Annotated in this window: 21 protein-coding genes; 13 read left to right on the forward strand and 8 right to left on the reverse strand. The window is 49.2% G+C overall.

Annotated features, from left to right (window positions below; translation table 11 throughout):
- Positions 1-52: 52 nt before the first annotated feature.
- Complete coding sequence (locus JRJ22_RS11530) at positions 53-727, reverse strand: S-layer homology domain-containing protein (protein ID WP_206104577.1); 675 nt, start codon at positions 725-727, stop codon at positions 53-55.
- A gap of 113 nt (positions 728-840) precedes the next feature.
- Positions 841-1,419, reverse strand: coding sequence for a hypothetical protein (locus JRJ22_RS11535; protein ID WP_206104578.1), 579 nt, complete (start codon positions 1,417-1,419; stop codon positions 841-843).
- Between the two features lie 284 nt (positions 1,420-1,703).
- On the opposite strand from JRJ22_RS11535, the gene JRJ22_RS11540 reads away from it, so the two are divergent.
- Entirely contained in the window at positions 1,704-2,177 is a 474-nt protein-coding gene (locus JRJ22_RS11540) for a Fur family transcriptional regulator (protein ID WP_206104579.1), read from the forward strand.
- Positions 2,178-2,261: 84 nt separating this feature from the next.
- On the opposite strand, the gene JRJ22_RS11545 is transcribed toward JRJ22_RS11540, so the two are convergent.
- Positions 2,262-2,942 carry a TIGR00266 family protein gene (locus tag JRJ22_RS11545; RefSeq protein ID WP_206104580.1) on the reverse strand — a complete coding sequence of 227 codons (681 nt, stop codon included), beginning with the start codon at positions 2,940-2,942 and terminating at the stop codon, positions 2,262-2,264.
- A gap of 206 nt (positions 2,943-3,148) precedes the next feature.
- Between JRJ22_RS11545 and JRJ22_RS11550 the strand changes: the two genes are divergently transcribed.
- Complete coding sequence (locus JRJ22_RS11550; RefSeq protein ID WP_232381111.1) at positions 3,149-3,415, forward strand: hypothetical protein; 267 nt, start codon at positions 3,149-3,151, stop codon at positions 3,413-3,415.
- On the opposite strand, the gene JRJ22_RS11555 is transcribed toward JRJ22_RS11550, so the two are convergent.
- Positions 3,378-4,196, reverse strand: a complete 819-nt coding sequence (locus tag JRJ22_RS11555) for a helix-turn-helix domain-containing protein (protein WP_206104581.1) — start codon at positions 4,194-4,196, stop codon at positions 3,378-3,380. The two genes, JRJ22_RS11550 and JRJ22_RS11555, sit on opposite strands and share 38 nt — an antisense overlap.
- Positions 4,197-4,502: 306 nt before the next feature.
- Between JRJ22_RS11555 and JRJ22_RS11560 the strand changes: the two genes are divergently transcribed.
- The 8 genes from JRJ22_RS11560 (at position 4,503) to JRJ22_RS11590 (ending at position 12,719) form a co-directional block, all read left to right on the forward strand.
- Positions 4,503-5,270: a sugar phosphate isomerase/epimerase family protein gene (locus JRJ22_RS11560; RefSeq protein WP_206104582.1), complete on the forward strand. Its 768-nt coding sequence runs from the start codon at positions 4,503-4,505 to the stop codon at positions 5,268-5,270.
- Entirely contained in the window at positions 5,263-6,363 is a 1,101-nt protein-coding gene (locus tag JRJ22_RS11565; RefSeq protein ID WP_206104583.1) for a Gfo/Idh/MocA family protein, read from the forward strand. The genes JRJ22_RS11560 and JRJ22_RS11565 overlap by 8 nt, the downstream gene beginning before the upstream one ends.
- A 39-nt stretch (positions 6,364-6,402) precedes the next feature.
- Positions 6,403-7,473: a Gfo/Idh/MocA family protein gene (locus JRJ22_RS11570; protein ID WP_206104584.1), complete on the forward strand. Its 1,071-nt coding sequence runs from the start codon at positions 6,403-6,405 to the stop codon at positions 7,471-7,473.
- 43 nt (positions 7,474-7,516) lie between these two features.
- A complete protein-coding gene (locus JRJ22_RS29455) occupies positions 7,517-7,648 on the forward strand; it encodes a hypothetical protein (RefSeq protein WP_269751880.1) in 132 nt (43 codons plus the stop codon).
- A gap of 75 nt (positions 7,649-7,723) precedes the next feature.
- Positions 7,724-8,692, forward strand: a complete 969-nt coding sequence (locus tag JRJ22_RS11575; protein WP_206104585.1) for a sugar phosphate isomerase/epimerase family protein — start codon at positions 7,724-7,726, stop codon at positions 8,690-8,692.
- A 6-nt stretch (positions 8,693-8,698) separates the two neighbouring features.
- Positions 8,699-9,679 (forward strand): phosphotransferase family protein, encoded by a 981-nt coding sequence (locus tag JRJ22_RS11580; protein WP_206104586.1) that lies wholly within the window; start codon positions 8,699-8,701, stop codon positions 9,677-9,679.
- A gap of 329 nt (positions 9,680-10,008) precedes the next feature.
- Complete coding sequence (locus tag JRJ22_RS11585) at positions 10,009-11,079, forward strand: ABC transporter ATP-binding protein (protein ID WP_206104587.1); 1,071 nt, start codon at positions 10,009-10,011, stop codon at positions 11,077-11,079.
- Between the two features lie 209 nt (positions 11,080-11,288).
- The gene (locus tag JRJ22_RS11590; RefSeq protein WP_206104588.1) at positions 11,289-12,719 is read left to right on the forward strand and encodes an arabinan endo-1,5-alpha-L-arabinosidase AbnB; all 1,431 of its coding nucleotides are present in this window, start codon (positions 11,289-11,291) and stop codon (positions 12,717-12,719) included.
- Positions 12,720-12,783: 64 nt separating this feature from the next.
- Here the strand turns inward: JRJ22_RS11590 and fabF are convergent, their stop codons facing one another.
- Positions 12,784-14,019: a beta-ketoacyl-ACP synthase II gene (gene fabF / locus JRJ22_RS11595; protein WP_206104589.1), complete on the reverse strand. Its 1,236-nt coding sequence runs from the start codon at positions 14,017-14,019 to the stop codon at positions 12,784-12,786.
- Between the two features lie 146 nt (positions 14,020-14,165).
- Here fabF and JRJ22_RS11600 point away from each other — a divergent pair, with 146 nt between their 5' ends.
- Both JRJ22_RS11600 and JRJ22_RS11605 read left to right on the forward strand, forming a co-directional pair.
- Positions 14,166-15,020, forward strand: coding sequence for a helix-turn-helix transcriptional regulator (locus JRJ22_RS11600; RefSeq protein WP_206104590.1), 855 nt, complete (start codon positions 14,166-14,168; stop codon positions 15,018-15,020).
- 111 nt (positions 15,021-15,131) lie between these two features.
- Positions 15,132-16,235 carry a citrate synthase/methylcitrate synthase gene (locus tag JRJ22_RS11605; RefSeq protein WP_206105093.1) on the forward strand — a complete coding sequence of 368 codons (1,104 nt, stop codon included), beginning with the start codon at positions 15,132-15,134 and terminating at the stop codon, positions 16,233-16,235.
- A 129-nt stretch (positions 16,236-16,364) separates the two neighbouring features.
- Here the strand turns inward: JRJ22_RS11605 and JRJ22_RS11610 are convergent, their stop codons facing one another.
- Together JRJ22_RS11610 and JRJ22_RS11615 are read right to left on the reverse strand one after the other, a co-directional pair.
- Entirely contained in the window at positions 16,365-16,652 is a 288-nt protein-coding gene (locus JRJ22_RS11610; RefSeq protein WP_054940336.1) for a hypothetical protein, read from the reverse strand.
- A gap of 166 nt (positions 16,653-16,818) precedes the next feature.
- Positions 16,819-17,988, reverse strand: coding sequence for an MFS transporter (locus JRJ22_RS11615; protein ID WP_206104591.1), 1,170 nt, complete (start codon positions 17,986-17,988; stop codon positions 16,819-16,821).
- 143 nt (positions 17,989-18,131) lie between these two features.
- Here JRJ22_RS11615 and JRJ22_RS11620 point away from each other — a divergent pair, with 143 nt between their 5' ends.
- Positions 18,132-18,896 (forward strand): exodeoxyribonuclease III, encoded by a 765-nt coding sequence (locus JRJ22_RS11620; RefSeq protein ID WP_206105094.1) that lies wholly within the window; start codon positions 18,132-18,134, stop codon positions 18,894-18,896.
- Positions 18,897-18,992: 96 nt separating this feature from the next.
- On the opposite strand, the gene JRJ22_RS11625 is transcribed toward JRJ22_RS11620, so the two are convergent.
- The gene (locus tag JRJ22_RS11625; RefSeq protein WP_232381112.1) at positions 18,993-20,456 is read right to left on the reverse strand and encodes a serine hydrolase domain-containing protein; all 1,464 of its coding nucleotides are present in this window, start codon (positions 20,454-20,456) and stop codon (positions 18,993-18,995) included.
- Between the last annotated feature and the right edge of the window lie 10 nt (positions 20,457-20,466).

Below are 20,466 nucleotides of genomic sequence, written 5' to 3' on the forward strand. Positions count from 1 at the left end.
GGAGTTCCGGGCTGCCTTTATGCATGTGTATACAGTATTATAAGCTTCCTGATTAATTACCGGATGTTGCATTGCTGCGGGAATTCAGGTATTCGAGTGCATTGTAGAGCATGACAGCCGCTTCTGCACGGGTAAGCTCGCTTTTCGGATTGAATTTGCCGTTTGCATCCAGGGTATTGATGTTGTACTTCAGGGAGCGCTGGACACTGCCCTGATACGAGGGATCCAGTGAATCGCCGTCAGCGATCTCAACCGGGACAATATTGATCATTGGCAGATTGCCCGCTTTTTCTACGCCCTGAATCAGGAAGTTCGTGAACAGTTCCTTGGTCATCGGCTTGGCCGGATCGATATTTGCAGGAATTTCAATGCCATTATAGTAGGCGTTAATGAAGGCCTCTGTATACCAGACATTGTCTTTTACCTTACTGAAAATACTGCTGGCTACAGGAGCCTTGTTGAAATCAATCGCAGCCAGGCTCAATTGCAGACCCCCTGAGATGAACTGTACCCCTTGGGCTGTCGTCACTTTAGAACCTGGAAGGAACTGGGTATCGGATATCCCTTTGATCAGGCCTTGTGCTTTTAGCGCGTTAATCTTGTCTTTGCCGGTCACATTGCTAATATCTTTGAAGGTACCGCCTGCCGCAAACATAGGACTCCCGAGCGAAAAGGAGAGGAGCGAAACCGTTGTTATTACAGCAAAAGCACTCTTTTTCATGTTCATCACCCATTCCACCTCTGGCTTTAGTTGGGCCGCTTGGCCATGTTCAACTCCTTAAACGCAGCAGAATGTGGAAAAGTTGCATGCCAGCTATAATTTTGTCTTTACTAAACGGCTTACATATTCTCTTGAAACAGCAGGTTGCGGTAGGGGTATTTACTGAACCGGGTTTTGAACAGCAGGGCTAGTCCGTGTTCTTCAATTGTTACAGACTTAAGGGTTTGGGTCTTGATGAATCTGCGGACCATGCCATTGACGGTTTTACTCTGCTTTCTATTGATTGCTGCAGCCAGATCCTCGGCATAGCTTTGGGATACAGCAAGCTTCTTGTAAAAAGGCAGAACTGCCCGGGCAACGGCACGGTGTACCGTGGTATTAAAGGTGAATTGCACTGAGCCTGGCGGGATTGTCGTCCCATTCGTGTAGAAGGCAACAGGCAGCGGGAAAGGAAAAGAGATAAAATATCCGATGCCGTTCGTTCCATAATTCTTCAGACCGGCAAGAGTGGGTATACCGGATAGCAGCCGGCCCATCAGACTTAGATCTGCTTTGACTACAGCGGCCGACCATTGCCCGGCAAAGCTGCGGTTTCCGGCAATTTTCCGGTAAAAGGGCAGCATGGCCTTGGCTACCCGGCGCAGAACACGGGCTGTTACGAGAGGCTGGACTTGCTGTCTTCGGTTTGGTTGTGCCATCCGGACCATCCTCACATGTTGGAATTAACTCTCTATAAGGTATGGATTCTTGCCACTTCGCGGATGGGCGGTTGCATAGTCTCTGGATATTTTTGATTCATTGTGCGGAATTTGGGGCATTAATGGTATAATGAGTGTAGATACTTTTCATATTCCGGTAATTTTGCTATGATTATATCGTAATGATTACTATTTAGTGTGGACCTTAACTTGTCGACGTGAATTTGTTTCAGAGTCAGAGTCTATGAATGATGGAAATGCTTCCGGAAAGGTGGGAGACCTGAGTGAACCCAATTACGAATATCAGCCAGTTATTTGCCGCGCAAAACTATAAATTAACACCGCAGCGTGAAGCCATCGTGAAGGTGCTGCTCGATAATGAAGAAGAGCATCTAAGCGTAGAAGAAGTTTATATGAGAGTAAAAAGCAGCTATCCGCATCTTGGCCTGGCGACGGTTTACAGGACCTTGGAACTGTTGTGTGAGCTGCATATTGTGGAGAAAATGAATTTCGGCGACGGCGTGGCCCGTTACGATTTGCGGGACTACGACCATGCCCATATGCATCATCATCTGATCTGCAATGTCTGCGGCAGACTGGAGGAAATCAAGGATGACTGGCTTCTGGAGCTGGAGCAGCGCCTGGAGGCGGAATACGGCTTCAGTGTGACGGATCACCGGCTTGATTTCAAGGGAACCTACAATACCTGTAAGCGGTCCGGCTGCAAGGGAGAAAAGGAACGCAAAGCGGTATCCTGATTTAAGCGGTCTATTCTGATCAAGGTCCAGATCAAACACACAAAAAAGCAAGGCTGCCAGAGCAGTCTTGCTTTTTTGTGTGTATTAAGGTCTGGAAGGTACAAACGACTTGATCCAGTTGCCGAAGCTGCCCGGATTACGGGTCTGGACCAGTACAACACCTTCGCCGCGGAAACGGCAGACGAGAGCTTCCCCGCTGGTCAAGCTGTTCAGCCAGCCTGTGGCTGCTTTTTCAATCTTATAATCCATATAGTCCGGCCAGGCTACCAGGTGACCGTTGTCGATAATCATTTCCTCGCCAGGTTCCAGGTTGATCGCATGAATTGCCCCGAAAGAGGAGAGGAAGACCGTTCCGCTGCCGCTGATTTCGACAATGAAGAAGCCTTCACCGGAGAACAGGCCGCGGGTCAGATTCTGCATCTTGGTATTCACCTGAATACCGTGGGTGCCTGCAAGAAAGCCGTCTTTCTGCACGTACAGCTTGTACGATCCATCCAGCTCAATGGCTTGAATATCACCGATCGCGCCCGGAGACAGCAGCACTTCACATTGCCCCCGCGTGGCTGCCAGCTCCTGGAAGAAAAATTTCTCTCCGCTCAGCATCCGGCCCAGCCCCCGCATGAGACCGCCGTCTACCGTGCCTCTTAATTCAACACCGGGAGACATGGCCACCATCGCACCCATCTCTGCCTTTACGCTTTCGCCGGGATTCATCTGCACCTTTAGCATTGCAAAGGCACCATCGTATAATACCTCGTATTTCATCTAATTCCTCCGATTCCGCCTTTTTTTATAGGCTCCGCTGCTAAATTCACTTCTATCATATCATTTTCTGATTCTGCAAGCTGCCAGCCCGGTAACAGTTAATTAATACTCAAGGATTACAGGTAAAGCCGTGAGAATTATGTTAAAATTAAAGTACTGTCAGCCAACCGGCAGACAGATTTCACAACTAAAGGAGTGTTGCCTGAATGGCACGCACAAAAACGCAAAAAGCCCTGCAAAAAGCAGCACGCAGCGGAACCTGGGTAGCGGAGAAAAACCGGAGAACAGGACTGGATTACAGCGCAATCTCTCAGCACGTGAGAGTCACCCCGAGCAAACAGCAAAAAATGCATAAGGTCAAACACAAGGAGCGGATCTTCCAGGATGGCGCTCCTTTTCATTTGCCCTTCTGCAGGACAGGCGGTTTCAACCGGCCTACATCTGTTCCCTGCTGTATACGCGGTACTGTCTAGGCGACATTCCGAAACGGCCGCGGAACAGGCGGTGGAAGTAAGTATAGTTGGCAAAACCGCAGGTTTCAGACACATGCTCCAGCGGCATCGGACTAAAGGTGATCCGCTCACGCGCCATCTCCAGCCGCACATCATTTACATACTTTACAATGCTGGTTCCAAAAGCCTCCTTAAACAAATGGACCGCACGCGAGACGGAAATATCCACATAGCCTGCTACATCCTCCAGGCGGAACGGAATGGCGGCATGCTCCTCCACATACTGCTTCATCCGGTATGCGAGGTAGCCTTTGGGTGAAATCGCCGGCTGCTCGGTCATCAGCCTGTCAATCTCCATACATAAAATCTGCAGATAACAAGCTGTAATCTCCGGTGAAGAATCGGATAACCGGCGCTGTTCCAGGACGAGCTGGCGGAACAGGCCGAGGAAATGATCACTAAGCGGCAGACGAAGCACAGCAGGGCGGTGCTTACGGTTCCACCATTCCTCGATCCAGGGCCCGCCGCAAAAAATGTGATAATCACCGCTTTCGACCCGCGGTTTGCCCGCGGAATAGATCTCTTTGTCAATGCTTAAATAATAAGGGTCATTAGGTGCAAACAGCATCAAATCTCCAGCTTCTACCGAAGAAAGGACGCCATCGATGCGGGTTCGGCTACGGCCTTCCGTCTGCAGCCGCAGCAGATAATTCTGTACGCCGTCTGCCCGTGACATGTGGAAGGGCTTGCGGTGGAATGAGAATCCGGCAGTATAAACGTGGCATGGTGCGGTGTAGGTCATGGGTCCTCCTGAGTGGCAGAAATAATAGCTGAATTGTTCATGTTTAAATCATATTATTCATTTTATTATATACGCTTTCATATTACCATGTAGCTATGCAAAAACATATAAACCATGAAAAGGGGGCTGTGCTGCGGCTCTGAGAGCTACATAGTCAGTTTAGGATAAGTAATTGTACTGATACGGGATATATAGGACAGCTTAGCTTAGCAGCCCTTTTGTTCAGGTGACTAACCAGGTGTGTCTGATATAAGACAACAACAGTGTTTATGTACATTAACTCTATACCAAATAGGAGTGGGAGCAATGTTAAAACTTGGCCTTCAGCTGTATACACTTAGAGAAGAATTGGAACAGGATTTCGAAGGAACGCTGCGAAAAGTAGCTGAGCTGGGCTATGCCGGTGTGGAATTTTATCACTTTTTTGGCCGGACAGCAGAGGAAATAAAGGGGCTGCTTCAGGAAACTGGACTGGTCGCTCTTGGGGCACATCGTCCGTATGATGCCATGCTGAATGATACGGAACAGGAAATCAGCTTCAATCTGGAGATTGGCAACCGCAACCTGATCATTCCTTATCTGACCGAAGAGCAGCGCAACTGGGAAGAGGTCGTTGCAAATTTCAGCATCATCGGAGAAAAATGCAAGGAACGTGGCGCGGTTTTTTCCTATCATAATCATGATTTTGAATTCACGCAGTCCTTTGGAGAGCGTACCGCCTTCGACGGAATCTTCGAAGAGGTGCCGGCTGAGCTGCTTCAAGTGGAAATGGACACCTGCTGGGTCTATTACGGAGGCTATGATCCTGTAGCTTACATTCAAAAGTATGCCGGACGCCTGCCGATCATCCATCTGAAGGATATGAAGAAACTCGAAGACGGATCAGCTGAAACCGTAGTACTGGGAGAAGGGGAAGTGAATCTTCCGGCAATCCTGGAAGCTGCGGATATGGCTGGTGTTGAATGGGCAGTGGTGGAGCAGGATTTCTGCAGCCGCTCGCCGCTTGCAAGTGTAGAAGACAGTATGAAATGGGTTAAAGCCTATGCCAATCAAGGAGGAAAAATTCATGTCTAACAAACTCAAAATTGCTATTATCGGTTGCGGTGGAATCGCAAACGGCAAACATATGCCAAGCTTGTCCCGTCAGAGTGATGCTGAAATGGTAGCCTTCTGCGATATTATTGAAGAACGCGCTCAGGAGGCTGCCGACAAGTATGGCGCCGAAGGTGCTGCAGTATATACTGATTTCCGCGAACTCCTGGCAGCAGGCGGATTTGATATCGTGCATGTATGTACACCGAATGACAGCCATTCAGAAATTACAGTTGCTGCACTTGAAGCGGGTAATCACGTCATGTGCGAGAAGCCGATGGCTAAGACTACTGCCCAGGCTCAGGAGATGCTGGATGCAGCACGCCGCACCGGCAAAAAATTGTCGATCGCCTATCAGAACCGCTTCCGGTCAGACAGCGAATATTTGAAGGGAATGTGCGAAAGCGGAGAACTCGGTGACATCTATTATGGTAAGGCGATTGCGCTGCGCCGCCGTGCTGTTCCGACTTGGGGCGTATTCCTGGACGAAGAGAAGCAGGGCGGAGGCCCGCTGATCGATATCGGTACACATGCGCTTGATTTGACCCTGTGGCTGATGGATAATTACAAGCCGCGTATGGTTGTAGGATCGACCTTCCACAAGCTCGGCCAACGTAAAAATGCCGCCAATGCTTTTGGTCCGTGGGACCCGGAGCAATTCAAGGTGGAAGACTCGGCTTTCGGCTTTATCACCATGGAGAATGGGGCGACTATCTCGCTTGAATCCAGCTGGGCGCTGAATGTCTCCGAGTTTGGTGAAGCTAAAACACTGCTGGCAGGTACCGAAGGCGGTGCAGATATGAAGGACGGGCTACGGATTAACGGTGAACGTGCCGGACGGCTGTTCGAAACCAAAGTTGATCTCTCCTCTGGCGGTGTTGCCTTCTACAGCGGCTCTGCTGAGACTGAAGCAGACCGTGAAGCCCGCTTATGGCTTGAAGCGGTGAGAGAAGATAAGGATCCGGTTGTGTTACCGGAACAAGCTCTTGTCGTTACCCAGATTCTTGAGGCTGTGTATGAATCTGCCCGCACCGGCCGTGCTGTATATTTTGACGGAAGCTCGGACAACGAATAGAATTAAATTGGAAACATTAGACAAATAGGAGTGGAATTCATGAGTTCAAACAAACATACTGTAGTCATCGTTGGATATGGCGGCATGGGCAGCTATCATGCCCAACTGATCGGAGAAAATGAGCACCTGGAAGTAGCAGGCTCATTTGACCCGCTGCGGGCACGGCAGGAAGCATCGGAGGCAGCAGGCTACAAGGCTTATATGAGCTATGAGGAAGTACTTGCAGATCCCGCTGTCGAAGTTGTACTGATTGCTACACCAAACGATGTGCATAAAGAAATTGCCGTCCGGGCGCTGCAAGCCGGCAAACATGTCGTATGTGAGAAGCCCGTCGCTATGTCTTCGGATGAGTTTAAGGAAATGATTGCGGCAGCAGATAAAGCCGGCCGTGTGCTGATGGTCCATCAGAACAGACGCTGGGATGAAGATTTCCGTGTGATCAAACAAATGTACGAGAAGGAAACGATTGGGTCATTGTTCCAGATCGAATCCCGCGTCCATGGGGCTAACGGCATTCCGGGCGACTGGCGGCATGTCAAGGCGCAGGGCGGCGGAATGCTGCTGGACTGGGGTGTGCATTTGCTGGATCAGCTGCTGTTCATGATTGACAGCAAGGTAGTCAGCGTGTCCAGCACCTTGAGTTATATTCTTGGTAACGATGTGGACGACGGATTTGAGGCGGTTCTGCAATTCGAAAATGGCATCAAAGCCATCGTAGAGGTTGGCACGACCAACTTTATCACTTTACCGAGATGGTATGTTAAGGGGATAGAAGGTTCGGCCGTAATCGAAGACTGGTCTCTGACCGGAAGAATCGTCACCCGCAACAGTGAAAGCGAGCACCGGGAGCCGACTCCGATCCGCGCCGGTGTAGGTCTCACAAAGACAATGGCTCCTCCTTCGGAAGGCTCAACGATTACTGGAACGCTGCCTCCGGCAGCCGAGCTGCCGGACGGATTCTATAATAATTTTGTTGCCGTAATTGAAGGTAATGCTGAACCTATCGTAAAGAATGCGGAAGTGCTGCGTGTCCAGAATCTGATCGAGGCGATTTTTGCAGCTGCCGAGAAGAACGAGGTTATTAAGGATTTTGACACTTACGAGGACTAGTAGTTATATCAATTGAACTTGATTTAATACTTTTAGAGAAATAGTGGCGGATGGGAATTTTGGAACTGCAGGAGCGGAAGCGTCCGCCTTGTCTGCGGATTTCAACCGCGAACAGCGGTATACAATCAAGAAATCTGCAGACACCAGCGGCCGGAAGTCCAAATATTCTCTGTAGTCACGGCCAAGCTCTAAAATGGTACTATCCCAAGTTTAATTTTGATTTATATTTATGATGAGAGGCGGCAGGTCAATGAAACTTGGAGTATTTATGGTACTTTTCGGCGGTCGCAAGCTGGAGGACGCGCTGGATTATGTGGTTTCCAAGGGACTCAAAGCGGTTGAGATCGGAACTGGAGGCTATCCGGGCAACAGTCACTGCGATCCTAAGTTGCTGCTGGAGGATGAAGCGCTACTTGGAGAATTCAAACAAAGCATCGAATCACGCGGTCTGATCATCAGTGCGCTAAGCTGTCACGGCAATCCGCTGCACCCGCAGAAGGAGCTTGCGCTTAAGGATCATGAAGATTTGGTCAATTCCATTAAACTGGCCCAGAAGCTTGGAGTTCCGGTGGTCAATACTTTCTCCGGCTGCCCGGGTGACCATGAAGGTGCAAAATACCCGAACTGGCCGGTTGCTCCTTGGCCGAACGATTATCAGGAGATTCTGACTTGGCAGTGGGAGAATAAAGTCATCCCATATTGGAAGGAAATGGGCGAGTTTGCTACACAGCATGGCGTGAAGATCGGACTTGAGCTGCACGGTGGCTTCTCGGTGCACACACCAGCTACTCTATTGCGCCTCAGAGAAGCAGCAGGGGATGCTATCGGCGCAAACCTTGATCCGAGCCATATGTGGTGGCAGGGAATTGATCCGGTGCAGGCGATTCATATTCTCGGACGCCGCGGAGCGATTCACCACTTCCATGCCAAGGATACCGTCATTGATCCGGTGAATGTCAATATGTACGGATTAACCGACATGCAGTCCTATGGCAATATGCTGGACCGCGCCTGGCAATTCCGCTCTGTGGGCTATGGACATGATGTGAAGACTTGGGCTGATATTATCAGTGCCCTCCGTCTGGTCGGTTATGATTATGTAGTCAGCATTGAGCATGAGGACGGCCTGATGTCCATTGAAGAGGGCTTCTCCAAAGCTGTCGATAATCTCCGGCAGGTGCTGATTGAGGAACCACTCGGCGAAATGTGGTGGGTGTAGTCATTTATGGAGAGCTTCACCAAGGTCAAACTGGATGAACGGCAGCTGGAAATGCTGGTTCACACCGCTTTTGCTGCGGATCTAACCATCGTCTCCTGTACGGAGCTGACGGGCGGATTTTATAATACCGCTTATGATCTGCTGCTCAGTGACGGAAGGTCTGTCATTCTGAAGGTCGCTCCTTCGGAGGAAACGCAGACGTTGAGTTATGAGAAGGACATAATGCGGGCTGAAGTGGAAGCTCTGCGGCTCGTCGCGGCAGGGGGCAATGTTCCGGTCCCTGCTGTCTACAGCTTTGATGAGAGCCGGAGCTTAATCCCCTGTCCTTATTTTTTCATGGAGAAGGTTGGAGGCCAGCCATATAGTGAGGTCAAAGACAGTTATTCGGCCGGACAAAGAGCCGCGGTTGAGGCTGAGCTTGGCCGGTATCAGCGGCTGATTAATGAAATCACAGGACCGGAGTTCGGCCTGTTCAAACAGGATATTGTGGTAGCCTCGGCTTCATGGCGGGACACGTTTACTGCTATGATGTCCACGCTTCTTGCAGATGCACGGAATCTGGATGCAGACTTGCCGGCAACGGAAGAGGAAATCAGACAGGAGCTGGAGCATTATCTGCCTGCGCTGGATGAGGTGACAGAACCGCGCCTGATTCACTGGGATCTGTGGAATGGCAATCTGTTTGTTAAAGACGGTGTAATTGTCTCCATTATTGACTGGGAGAGGGCGCTGTGGGGGGATGTGCTGATGGAGTATTACTTCCGGCACTTCGAGAATTCACAGGCTTTCTTTCAGGGGTATGGGCAGATTTTTGACAGTCCGAACGAACTTCTCCGTAAGAAACTCTATGATTTCTATCTTGATCTGATCCTGGTTATTGAATGTTATTCCAGGCAGTATAAAGATGACAATCATGTGCGGTGGGCCGCAGAGAATCTGGCGGAGAGCTGGAAGTCCTTCAAGCATATTAATGCTTCCAAAGTGTAATACAAGAAGGCCGGAGCTCGCTCATTGCGGGTTCCGGTCTTCATTGTTAATTTAGTATGACATAACGCAAGACTATATTATAGTTAACAGCATTCGAGGATCCAGCTTTGTTATAGTTATATTTATGGAGTTTACAACAGTTGACCTGCCGGATGATCGACTCAGCTCATGAAGGACTAAGAAGAGCAGATCTGATATGAATTTGAGATGATTCATTTTCAGAAAGCTCTTGACTAAGAGGCATAAAAATAGATAAAATAATACTTATTGCCTATCTATATACTGAGAATCATTATCGTACTTTTGAAAAGAGCAGAGAGGGTGACAGGATGGAGCGCCTTTTAGAGGTAAAAGACTTAGCAATTTCATTCAAAACACGCGGCGGAGAGGTTCAAGCGATCCGTGGTGTTAACTTTCATGTGAATAAAGGTGAAACACTGGCGATTGTAGGCGAATCCGGTTCCGGTAAAAGCGTAACTTCCCAAGCGGTCATGAAACTTGTTCCTCAGCCGCAGGGTCAATACAAACGCGGTCAAATCTTGTTCGACGGACAAGACCTGATTCCGAAAACCGAAAAGCAGATGCAGAAAATCCGCGGTAAAGAAATCGGTATGATCTTCCAGGATCCAATGACTTCCCTGAATCCAATGATGAAGGTCGGCAAGCAAATTACCGAAGTACTGTTCAAACACGAAAAAATCTCCAAGGATGCTGCTTATAAACGTGGTATCGAACTGTTGGGCCTGGTAGGGATTCCTTCACCGGAACGCCGTTTCCAGCAGTATCCGCATGAGTTCAGCGGCGGTATGCGTCAGCGTGTGGTAATCGCTATGGCACTCGCGGCCAACCCTAAGCTGCTGATTGCCGATGAGCCTACAACTGCGCTCGACGTAACCATTCAGGCACAAATTCTTGATCTGATGAAGGATCTGCAGAAGAAAATCGATACAGCGATTATCTTTATCACCCATGACCTTGGTGTAGTTGCCAGAATGGCTGACCGTGTAGCGGTTATGTATGCCGGTCAGATTGTTGAAATGGGCACTGCTGAAGAGATTTTCTATGATCCTAGACATCCATACACTTGGGGCTTACTTGCTTCCATGCCTAGTCTGGAGAGCAAAGGCTCCATGCTGACAGCTATTCCGGGAACACCTCCCGATCTGATCAAGCCGCCTAAGGGCGATGCATTTGCTCTGCGCAGCACTTATGCTATGGCTATCGACATGGAGAAGGAACCTCCGATGTATAAAGTGTCGGATTCCCACTTGGTGAAATCCTGGCTGATGCATCCGATGGCTCCGGCTGTCGAGCCGCCTGAAGTGGTGAAGAAGAGACAGCGTGTATTGCCGAATGCTTATCCTCAGCCCATTTTGGTAGAAGGCAGCGGCGTGTATTAATATTTGGTTTAAGTCTATACTAATAAGATTAGCGTCAGTCCGTTATACGGATTGGCGCTTTTTTTGTGCTAGAGAGCTGTAACTCAAAAGGATTTAGGACTCATTATGTTTCATGAAAGTATGAACTAATATTAATAAGTATAAATAAAAGTATTGACTATTTTTATTTTACACAGCACAATGTAAGGGTATACATAGGAGGTATTCTCATGAAAAAACGTGCTATAACCACATTATTATCTTTATCCTTGTTATCAGGCTGCAGCGGTGGCGGCGGGGCGCCTGAGTTCAAGAATGTTTCGGTGCATGATCCTTCCGTCATCAAGGTGGAAAATACGTATTATGTATTCGGTTCCCATCTGGCTTCGGCCAAAACCAAGGACCTAATGTCATGGGAGCAGATTTCGTCCATCGTAGAAGAAGGTAATGTACTTATTCCGAATGTTACCGAGGAACTCAGCGAAACCTTTAATTGGGCACAGTCTAATACGCTTTGGGCGCCGGATGTCATTCAGCTCGCTGACGGCAAATTCTATATGTATTATGATGCCTGCAAGGGAGATTCACCTCTATCAGCAATGGGGATTGCAGTATCTGATAAGATTGAAGGGCCCTATAAGGATCTGGGAATTATTCTGAAGTCTGGTATGACCGGGGTAGGTGATGACGGTGAATTGTATGACGCTACCGAGAAGCCAAATGTGGTAGACCCGGATGTGTTCTTTGATAAGGAAGGCAAGCTGTGGATGGTATATGGTTCCTATTCAGGCGGGATCTTTATCCTGGAGCTCGACCCGGCTACGGGCTTCCCGCTTCCGGATCAGGGTTACGGCAAGAAGCTTCTGGGTGCAAATCATGCCCGGATTGAAGGGCCTTATATGCTATATAGTCCTGAAACCGATTATTATTATCTGTTCCTCTCGTTCGGAGGGCTGGATGCTAATGGAGGTTATAATATCCGTGTAGCCCGCTCCAAGAATCCTGACGGACCTTTTGAAGATTCCCAGGGTCAAGCCATGATCGATGCTAAAGGTAATCCGGACAAGTTATTCGATGATCCAGTGTATTCACCTTACGGTGCGAAGCTAATGGGTAATTTTGAATTTATGAACAGTGATTCAGAACCGGCCGTAAGCGGGGAAGGCTATGTATCGCCTGGACATAATTCGGCGTATTATGATGAGAAGAGCGGTCAATACTATCTCATTTTCCATACGCGGTTCCCCAACCGGGGGGAAGAGCATGAAGTACGGGTCCATCAGATGTTCATGAATGAGAATGGGTGGCCGGTGGTAGCCCCACACCGCTATGGAGGCGAAAAGATTGGAACTTATACTTCCTCAGATATCACCGGTGAGTACAAATTCGTAAACCACGGGAAAGACATTACTCCAGAGATTGTCGAGTCGCAATTGATAGAGCTGACTGCTGACGGTAAGATCACTGGAGCGGTAACAGGCACGTGGAGCTTAAGCGGGGAACATACTGCTAATTTAACGGTGGAAGGAAAAGAATACAGCGGCGTCTTCCTGAAGGAATGGAATGAAGCAGTGAACGGCAATGTGATGACATTTACCGCTCTTTCCAAAGAAGGTATCGCTGTTTGGGGAAGTCATGTATTGACAGAAGCTAAGAAATAGTTGAGAAAACACTGTAACAGCAACCTCCGGATAACGTATTGACGTTGTCCGGAGGTTTTATGTGTTACTGATACTTCTTAACCACGATTACTGCATTGTGTCCGCCGAAGCCAAAAGAATTAGATATCCCGATATTCACTTCTGCAGTACGTGAGTGGTTTGGCACATAATCGAGGTCACAGATTTCGTCAGGCGCCTCCTGGTTGATTGTAGGCGGTATCAGACCTTCCTGTATACTCTTGATCATAGCAATAGCTTCCAGTCCGCCAGCCGCACCGAGGGTGTGTCCGGTCATTGATTTATTCGCGGTTACAGGAATACGGTAGGCAGCTTCGCCGAACAGCTTTTTAATAGCGGTTGTCTCTGAACGGTCGCCGATCAAGGTACTGGTCGCATGTGCACTGATCAGGTCAACTTCTTGCGGTTGTACCCCGGCCTCCTGCAGCGCCAGCTTCATCGCCTGGTAGGCGCCAATTCCTTCGGGATGGGTTGCAACCATGTGGTAAGCATCTGAGCTGGCCCCGTAGCCTATAACCTCAGCATGAATAACGACATTTCTGCGCAGGGCATGCGAGAGCGACTCCAGAATCAGGATAGCGCCGCCTTCACCGATCACAAATCCGTCCCGGTTACCGTCAAACGGCCGGCTGGCTTTCTCCGGCTCCTCATTGCGGGTCGACAAGGAAGTCGCATTGCCGAAGCTGGCCAGTGCAATTTCTGAAATCGCCGCCTCAGCGCCCCCGGCAATAACACAATCTGCACCGCCATAGCGTATCAGCCGGAATGCTTCTCCGATCGCGGTATTCCCGATCGAGCAGGCGGTCACCGGTGACAGCGTAGGGCCAAGCGCCCCGAACCTGATACTGATCGATGCTGCAGCCATATTGGAGATCAGCATAGGAATTAGAGTCGGGCTGACCCTTTCAGGTCCGCGCGTCTTGAGCAGCTCTGCCTGCTCCATCAGTGTATTTATACCTCCAACACCTGAACCGACATACACACCGAGCCGCTCCCGGTCAAGCTTCTCCAGCTGCAGGCCGGAATCGGCCCAGGCTTCCTCAGTCGCTGCCAGCGCGAACTGGGTAAACCTGTCCATCCGGCGGGCTTCCTTGCGGCCGAATCTGGCTTCAGGATCAAAGTCCCGAACCTCTCCGGCGATTTTGCTTTTGAAATGTGATGTATCAAATGAAGTGATCGGGGAGATCCCCGATTCACCGGCGCTTAAACGGTTCCAGAATGGTTCTACCGCGTTACCGAGCGGTGAAATTACGCCCATGCCTGTAATGACTACCCGTTCCATATGAATCCTCCTCGAGTCTTTTGAATACTTCCCTGTACGGGGTATAACTGTATTTTTCCACTTTACTTATCCTATTACAAGTTGTGGTTTATACTAGTATAATTACTACTATTGTAGAATCATTAATTTGAAGGGCGGGATAGAACATGTCCAATCAGACCAGACTGCAGGCCTTGTCCAATTTCCTGAAATCGCGCCGGGCAGCGATAACGCCAGCTTCTGCGGGACTCGCGGAAGGAACCCGAAGAAGGACTCCGGGACTAAGAAGAGAGGAAGTTGCACAGTTAGCCGGAGTAAGTAATACGTGGTACACCTGGCTGGAGCAAGGGAGAGATATTAAAGTCTCGCCTTCTGTGCTGGAATGTATCGCAGGTGCGCTCAGATTGACCAAGGATGAACGGAATTATCTGTTCGCTCTGGCGCTGGAGAATGGCCCAGGCATGGCCGCGTTTCAGCAGGAGGAGGCCTCTGTGATCAGTCCGTCTCTGCAGAAAATTCTGCAGGAGCTTACGACCTGCCCGACAATTATTTCGGACCGCCGCTGCGGGATTGTCGGCTGGAATGAGGCGGCGGCGCATGTCTTTCTGGATTTTGCCCAACTTCTGCCGGAAGAGCGCAATATGATCCGCCTATTGTTCGTGCGCAAGGAATTCCAGCGGCTGGCCGTGAATTGGGAGCAATTCGTCCGTGGTTTTTTGTCTATTTTCCGGGCGTATTACGGTCAGTATATGGAAGACAGCTGGTATGACAATTTTATCGCGGAAATGAAGGCTCAGCACCCTGCTTTTCATGCGCTGTGGGAGGAGAGCCGGGTCAGCAGTGCACCGGATGTGGTGCTGGAATTCCGTCATGCCAAGGCAGGGAAAATGCTGTTTCACCTTACCTCACTTCAGGTGCATGGAAGTACGGATTTACGCTGCAGCATTTATACTCCAGCCAAGGATTCCAATACGGAAGCCAAGCTGGAACAGTTAATGAAATTGCATAGGTATAACGATTGATAAAAAAAATTTATGCATTCATAAAAAACAATAAATATGCAATATCGAGTTTCCGGCATATACTTTTAATGTGATGTTAACTTTCAGATGAGCGGAAAAGGAGCTAGTATGATGGCAAAGGTTACCGGATTAGAAGGCGTAGTTGCAGGAGAAACAGATATTGGATTAGTGGATGGCGAGAAGGGGCATCTGGTCTACCGGGGGTACTGGGCGAAAGAGCTTGCAGTCAGCAGAAGTTATGAGGAAGTGGCTTATTTGCTGTGGAACGGGCATTTGCCGGATTCCGAAGAATTGGAGAAACTTAAGCAGGATATGGCTGGAGCGAGAATAATCCCGGATTATTTGCGCGGAATGATAGATTTGCTACCTCCATCCGTTCCTATGATGCTGGTACTGCAAAGCGCTGTAGCAGCCTTAGGTGAACCGGTGAATGCGACCTGGCCGCCGACACTTCCCCAAGCGCTCCGGTTAACCTCGGTGTTGCCGACAATCATTGCTTACAGATACCGCAAATTGAATAACCTGCCGGTTATTGAGCCGCTTGCTGAGCTGGGTCATGCCGCGAATTATTTGTATATGCTGAAAGGGCAAATACCTGAAGAAGCCCATGTACGGGCACTAAGCGCCTATCTAATTCTTTGCATGGAACATGGTATGAATGCTTCGACTTTTGCATCCCGGGTTGTCCTCTCCACAGAGTCAGATATGTGTGCGGCTGTGTGCGGGGCTATCGGAGCGATGAAGGGCCCGCTGCATGGCGGAGCACCTTCGGAAGTCATTGCTATGCTTGAGGACATTGGAACCATGGACCGGGCTGAGCCGTGGATCCGCGCGGTACTTGATAACAGAGGCAAGATTATGGGCTTTGGACACCGGATATATAAAACAAAGGATCCGCGCGCTGAAGCGCTGATGATTGCGACCGTAGAGATGAACGGTAAAGACCCGTCTTTTGATTTGGCCATTCATGTAGAGCATACCGCTATCCGCCTGCTCGAGGAATACAAACCGGGCCGCCGCTTATTCACCAATGTAGAGTTTTACGCTGCGGCAATTCTGCGTGCTTTGCAGCTTGACCCGGAGATCTTCACTCCAACCTTTACGGCTGGAAGAATTGTCGGCTGGACTTCGCACATTCTTGAGCAGGCGGCGAACAACAGAATATTCCGACCTCAATCCGTATACACAGGGCCGATGCCTGATCTCGAAGCTTAATAGGTTTGAAGAACTCATGTGATAGAGCCGTGTAAGATAGCCAAAAAACACCCCTGACCGCTTTGCGGCCAGGGGTGTTTGATAGAGGGAACGCTCATGAGTGAGTATGGCGGATACTCTGGTATTACATTAGAAGTCTGATGTTGCGATTTCAATGGTGCCGAAAACTGCGCCGGCAGCTGTGCTTAACAGCGCGGCAACCAGCAGCAAGTTTACTGACAGCGTAAGGCTATTCAGTGCAGGAATAGTGTAAGTGACTACTGGGGCATTTACCCGATAGATAACGAGATCGACGGGAAATGCCGAGCCGTTGTTAACAGTAACAGCAGCGTTAATGCCTCCGGCAAGATTCTCGTAATAGGATTTACCTACCGATGGAGCCAGATTGAAGTATTGAATCGGTAATAAGATAGCCATCTTGATGACCTCCTTTGTGTTTGATAGAATATCATATTCAGTAAATCTATGAGTGTTATAACGGATGTCTTGGGAGATTCGCACATTTTAATAGGCTGCTGCGACTATAAAAGAAGAGCCCCTATCCGTAATGGATAGAGGCTGCAGAGGAAGAGGGATTATCGCCCTATGAAGAGACCTTCGGTTCTTTTCCCTTAGAACGATTACCATAAGTCCGGTACAGGGCCAGTCCGAAGACTGTTCCGGCAAATGACATCGCTGACACGTACAGATAAAAGCTTCTTCCTCCGAAGGAACCATACAGCGCCCCTCCCGCATAGGAAGCCAGAATTCCTGACACTCCGAAGAACAGAAGAGCCAGCACCGTTTGACCTGTTGCCCGCCATTCTTCCGGCACAATGTGGTACAAATACTGGATGGCCGCCGAGTAGAAGACAGGGAAAGTGAAGAGCTGCATAACCTGAAGGTATGCCAGCAGGTGCGGGTCTGTGATCCAGGCGGAGAGAAAGAAGCGGACAAAATAACATGCACCCGCAAAGCTGATAATGATCAGTTCCTTACCTTGACGAAGCCACCAGAAGCTCAGAGCGAAGACCAGAATTTCGCTGATTGCCGCCAGAAAAAAAGACTGGCCTATTAGTGCTGCACTGCCGCCAAGATCGAGTAGGGTCACCCCTAAAAAGGTATCGTTCATTCTTGCCGGCACAGAGATAATGAACACCAGCAGCAGGAACAGCAGGGTCTCCTTATTGCTGAAAAAATGCCTGAGGCTGTTCAGCGTGACCGGTTTTCCCGATACCGGCGCATCTGGCATCTTCCAGCTGACTAGAAAGGCTAGCAGACAGCAGCCGGCAAACAGCAGGCCTAAACCGCGCGCCCCCAAATAATACATTACATAGCCGGTAAGCAGAGCCATGATGCCATATCCAAGTGCTCCATAAGTTCGGATAGAGCCATAGCTGATGCCACTAGCCTCAGCAATCCGGAAATTGAGGCTCTCTGTCAACGGATCGATCGGCATTAGAAAGAAATAGAGCAGCATCGCGAGCAGAACAAGCTGTATATAGCTGCTGGAGTCATACAGGAAGTAGCCGGTGATAGCTGAACATAGTAATAGCAGAAGAAGTACTTTGCGGATCGTCTTTGTCCGGTCACTGATCATCCCCCATAAAGGCTGGGCGATAATAGTGATGAACCCGCCTGTCCCGATGACCAGTCCAATCTGCGCCGGGGTCAGGCCCTGGTCATCTAAATAGACCGGCAGAAAGGGGATAAACATGGCCAGTAAGGCAAAATACAGAAAGTTAAAGCTTCGGAGCAGAATGGATGTGTTCATAGATTTAGGAACCCTCGCGTTTTTCATAGAATAATTTAATTAGAGGCAAGCCCAGTTATTGTATCATGCCTAAGAACTCCAAACAGCTTAGAATATGTTACACTTGGAATAATTCTAGTGAAAATGTAAGGAGAATGACGATGATCAAACTGGTGTCCTGGAATGTAAATGGTCTTCGAGCCTGTGTGGGCAAGGGTTTTAACGAGTACTTCAAAGAAAGTGCTGCAGATATCTTTTGTGTGCAGGAAACGAAGCTGCAGGAAGGCCAAATTGTCTTGGAGCAGGGCGAAGAGTATTACCAGTATTGGAATTATGCCCAGAAGAAAGGCTACTCCGGAACAGCCGTGTTTACGAGAATCAAGCCCATCTCTGTAAGATATGGTCTGGAAGAAGATTCCGAACCTGAGGGCCGGACGATCACTTTGGAATTTGACAGCTTCTATCTCGTAAATGTCTATACTCCGAATGCCAAAAGGGATCTGACACGGCTGGATTACAGAATGGAATGGGAGGACCGTTTCCGTACCTATCTGCTGGAGCTGGATAAACGCAAACCGGTCATCGTTTGCGGCGACCTTAATGTTGCCCACGCCGATATTGATCTGAAGAATGCCAAGTCTAACCGGGGGAACTCAGGCTTCACCGATGAAGAGCGTGGACGGATGACTATCCTGCTGGAATCGGGTTTTATCGATACCTTCCGCTATTTTTATCCGGATACAGAAGGAGCTTATACCTGGTGGTCCTATATGCCAAAAATTAGAGAGCGGAATGTCGGCTGGCGGATCGACTATTTCCTGGCCTCTTCACGGCTTGCGCCACAGCTGATAGATGCAGCCATAGATTGCAATGTACTGGGAAGTGACCATTGTCCGGTAGTGCTCACAATGAAGGGTCTGGAAGCTTAATAGATATCCAGTAAGGTATTATTACAAGAGGCCATGCATCCCTGTTAAGGAATGTCATAGCCTCTTGTTTGGTGAGAAGGTTTAAAAAGCTGCAATTTACTCTATGAGATAGCCTGCTAATGTAACCGGTTCGTTGGGGCCCATTGTCACATTGAAGGAATGGGTGAGTTGGATCGATTTCTCTTTCACGGTTATTTCTTCTGTGATGCAAAAAGGCGTTTCCACAAGCTGCATCGTCATTTGAAGTTTGTCCTCTGCCGCCCAGGTGAAACTGGCCATGATGGCATTGGCCCCCGAAGGGTTTGGAATAATATTTGCGGTGTTTGCTGTCCACTTTTCCCGTCCAAAAACTAGACTCTGCCGACCTGACTTTTCTTGAATAGTCAGGACTGCTTCATCCCCGCTAAAGGAAACTTCAAGTGTGTCGATGTCCAGCTCATTAGCTTCCAGTTTATAGACTTGAGCGCTCATGGAGCTTTCCAGGCTTGAAGACTGGATACATCGAGGCGGTTCAATCTGCAGTGTACTGAGCTGAGCAGCCAAGTCTGCGACTGCAGAAGGCTCCTCTTGAAGTAAGGGGGCAGATTTCATAGCCGGAAGCAGAAGCTCCCAGACAGCATCCATCACCTGCTGCGTATCATTCGTACCGCTCGTAATCACTACAACTGCATCCTGTTCCGGCATAACGATACAGAGCTGGCAAAAGGCGCCGTCTGCACGGAAGGCACCATGCCGGCAATTCCAGAACTGATACCCGTATCCTTGTGACCATTCTCCGCTGTCCGGGCTCCCATCACCATTCGCAATTTGCTTGGAGCTTGCAGCAGCGACCCATTCCCTGGAGAGAATCTGCCGATTATTCCACTGTCCCTGCTGTAAGTACAGCTGCCCGAATTTAGCGATATCTTCTGTAGTGAGATTTAACCCGTACCCTCCGATATTGATCCCGCGCGGACAGCTTTCCCAGGTAGGATCCTTAATGCCCAGCGGAGTGAACAGCCTTGGACCGAGATACTCCAAGAGTGTCTGGTTGGTTACCTTTTGCAGAATGGCAGAGAGCATATAGGTAGCTCCGGTATTATAGAGGAAATATGTACCGGGTACCTCCTCAACCGGAAGCTGAAGAAAGGCTCTGACCCAATTGCCTTCATGGGACTGCAGCATGTCGGTCATTGTATCCATGGTGTGGCCGGTACCCATCATCAGCAAATGGCTGATGTTCATCTGTGACAGGTTATCACCAGGCTCTGCGGGGGATTCGTCAGGAAAAAAGGAAACCACCTTATCTTCCAGAGATAAGAGCTGTTCTGAAACTGCCAGTCCGATGGCCGTAGCGGTGAAGCTTTTGCTGAGTGAAAACAGCATGTGAGGAAGTTCAGGTCTGTACGGAGACCACCAGCCTTCTGCAACAACATGGCCATGCCTTAGTAACATCAGGCTATGCAGCTCGATGTTCAGGTTCTTAATCCGGTCCAGAAATGCAGATACAGCGGTTGAGCGGATACCTTGTTCCTCGGGAAGACTTCTTGGCAATGGAGATAAAGTTCCGGTAATGTTCATGTTCACAGCT

Source organism: Paenibacillus tianjinensis (genome assembly GCF_017086365.1).
Lineage (GTDB): Bacteria > Bacillota > Bacilli > Paenibacillales > Paenibacillaceae > Paenibacillus_AQ > Paenibacillus_AQ tianjinensis.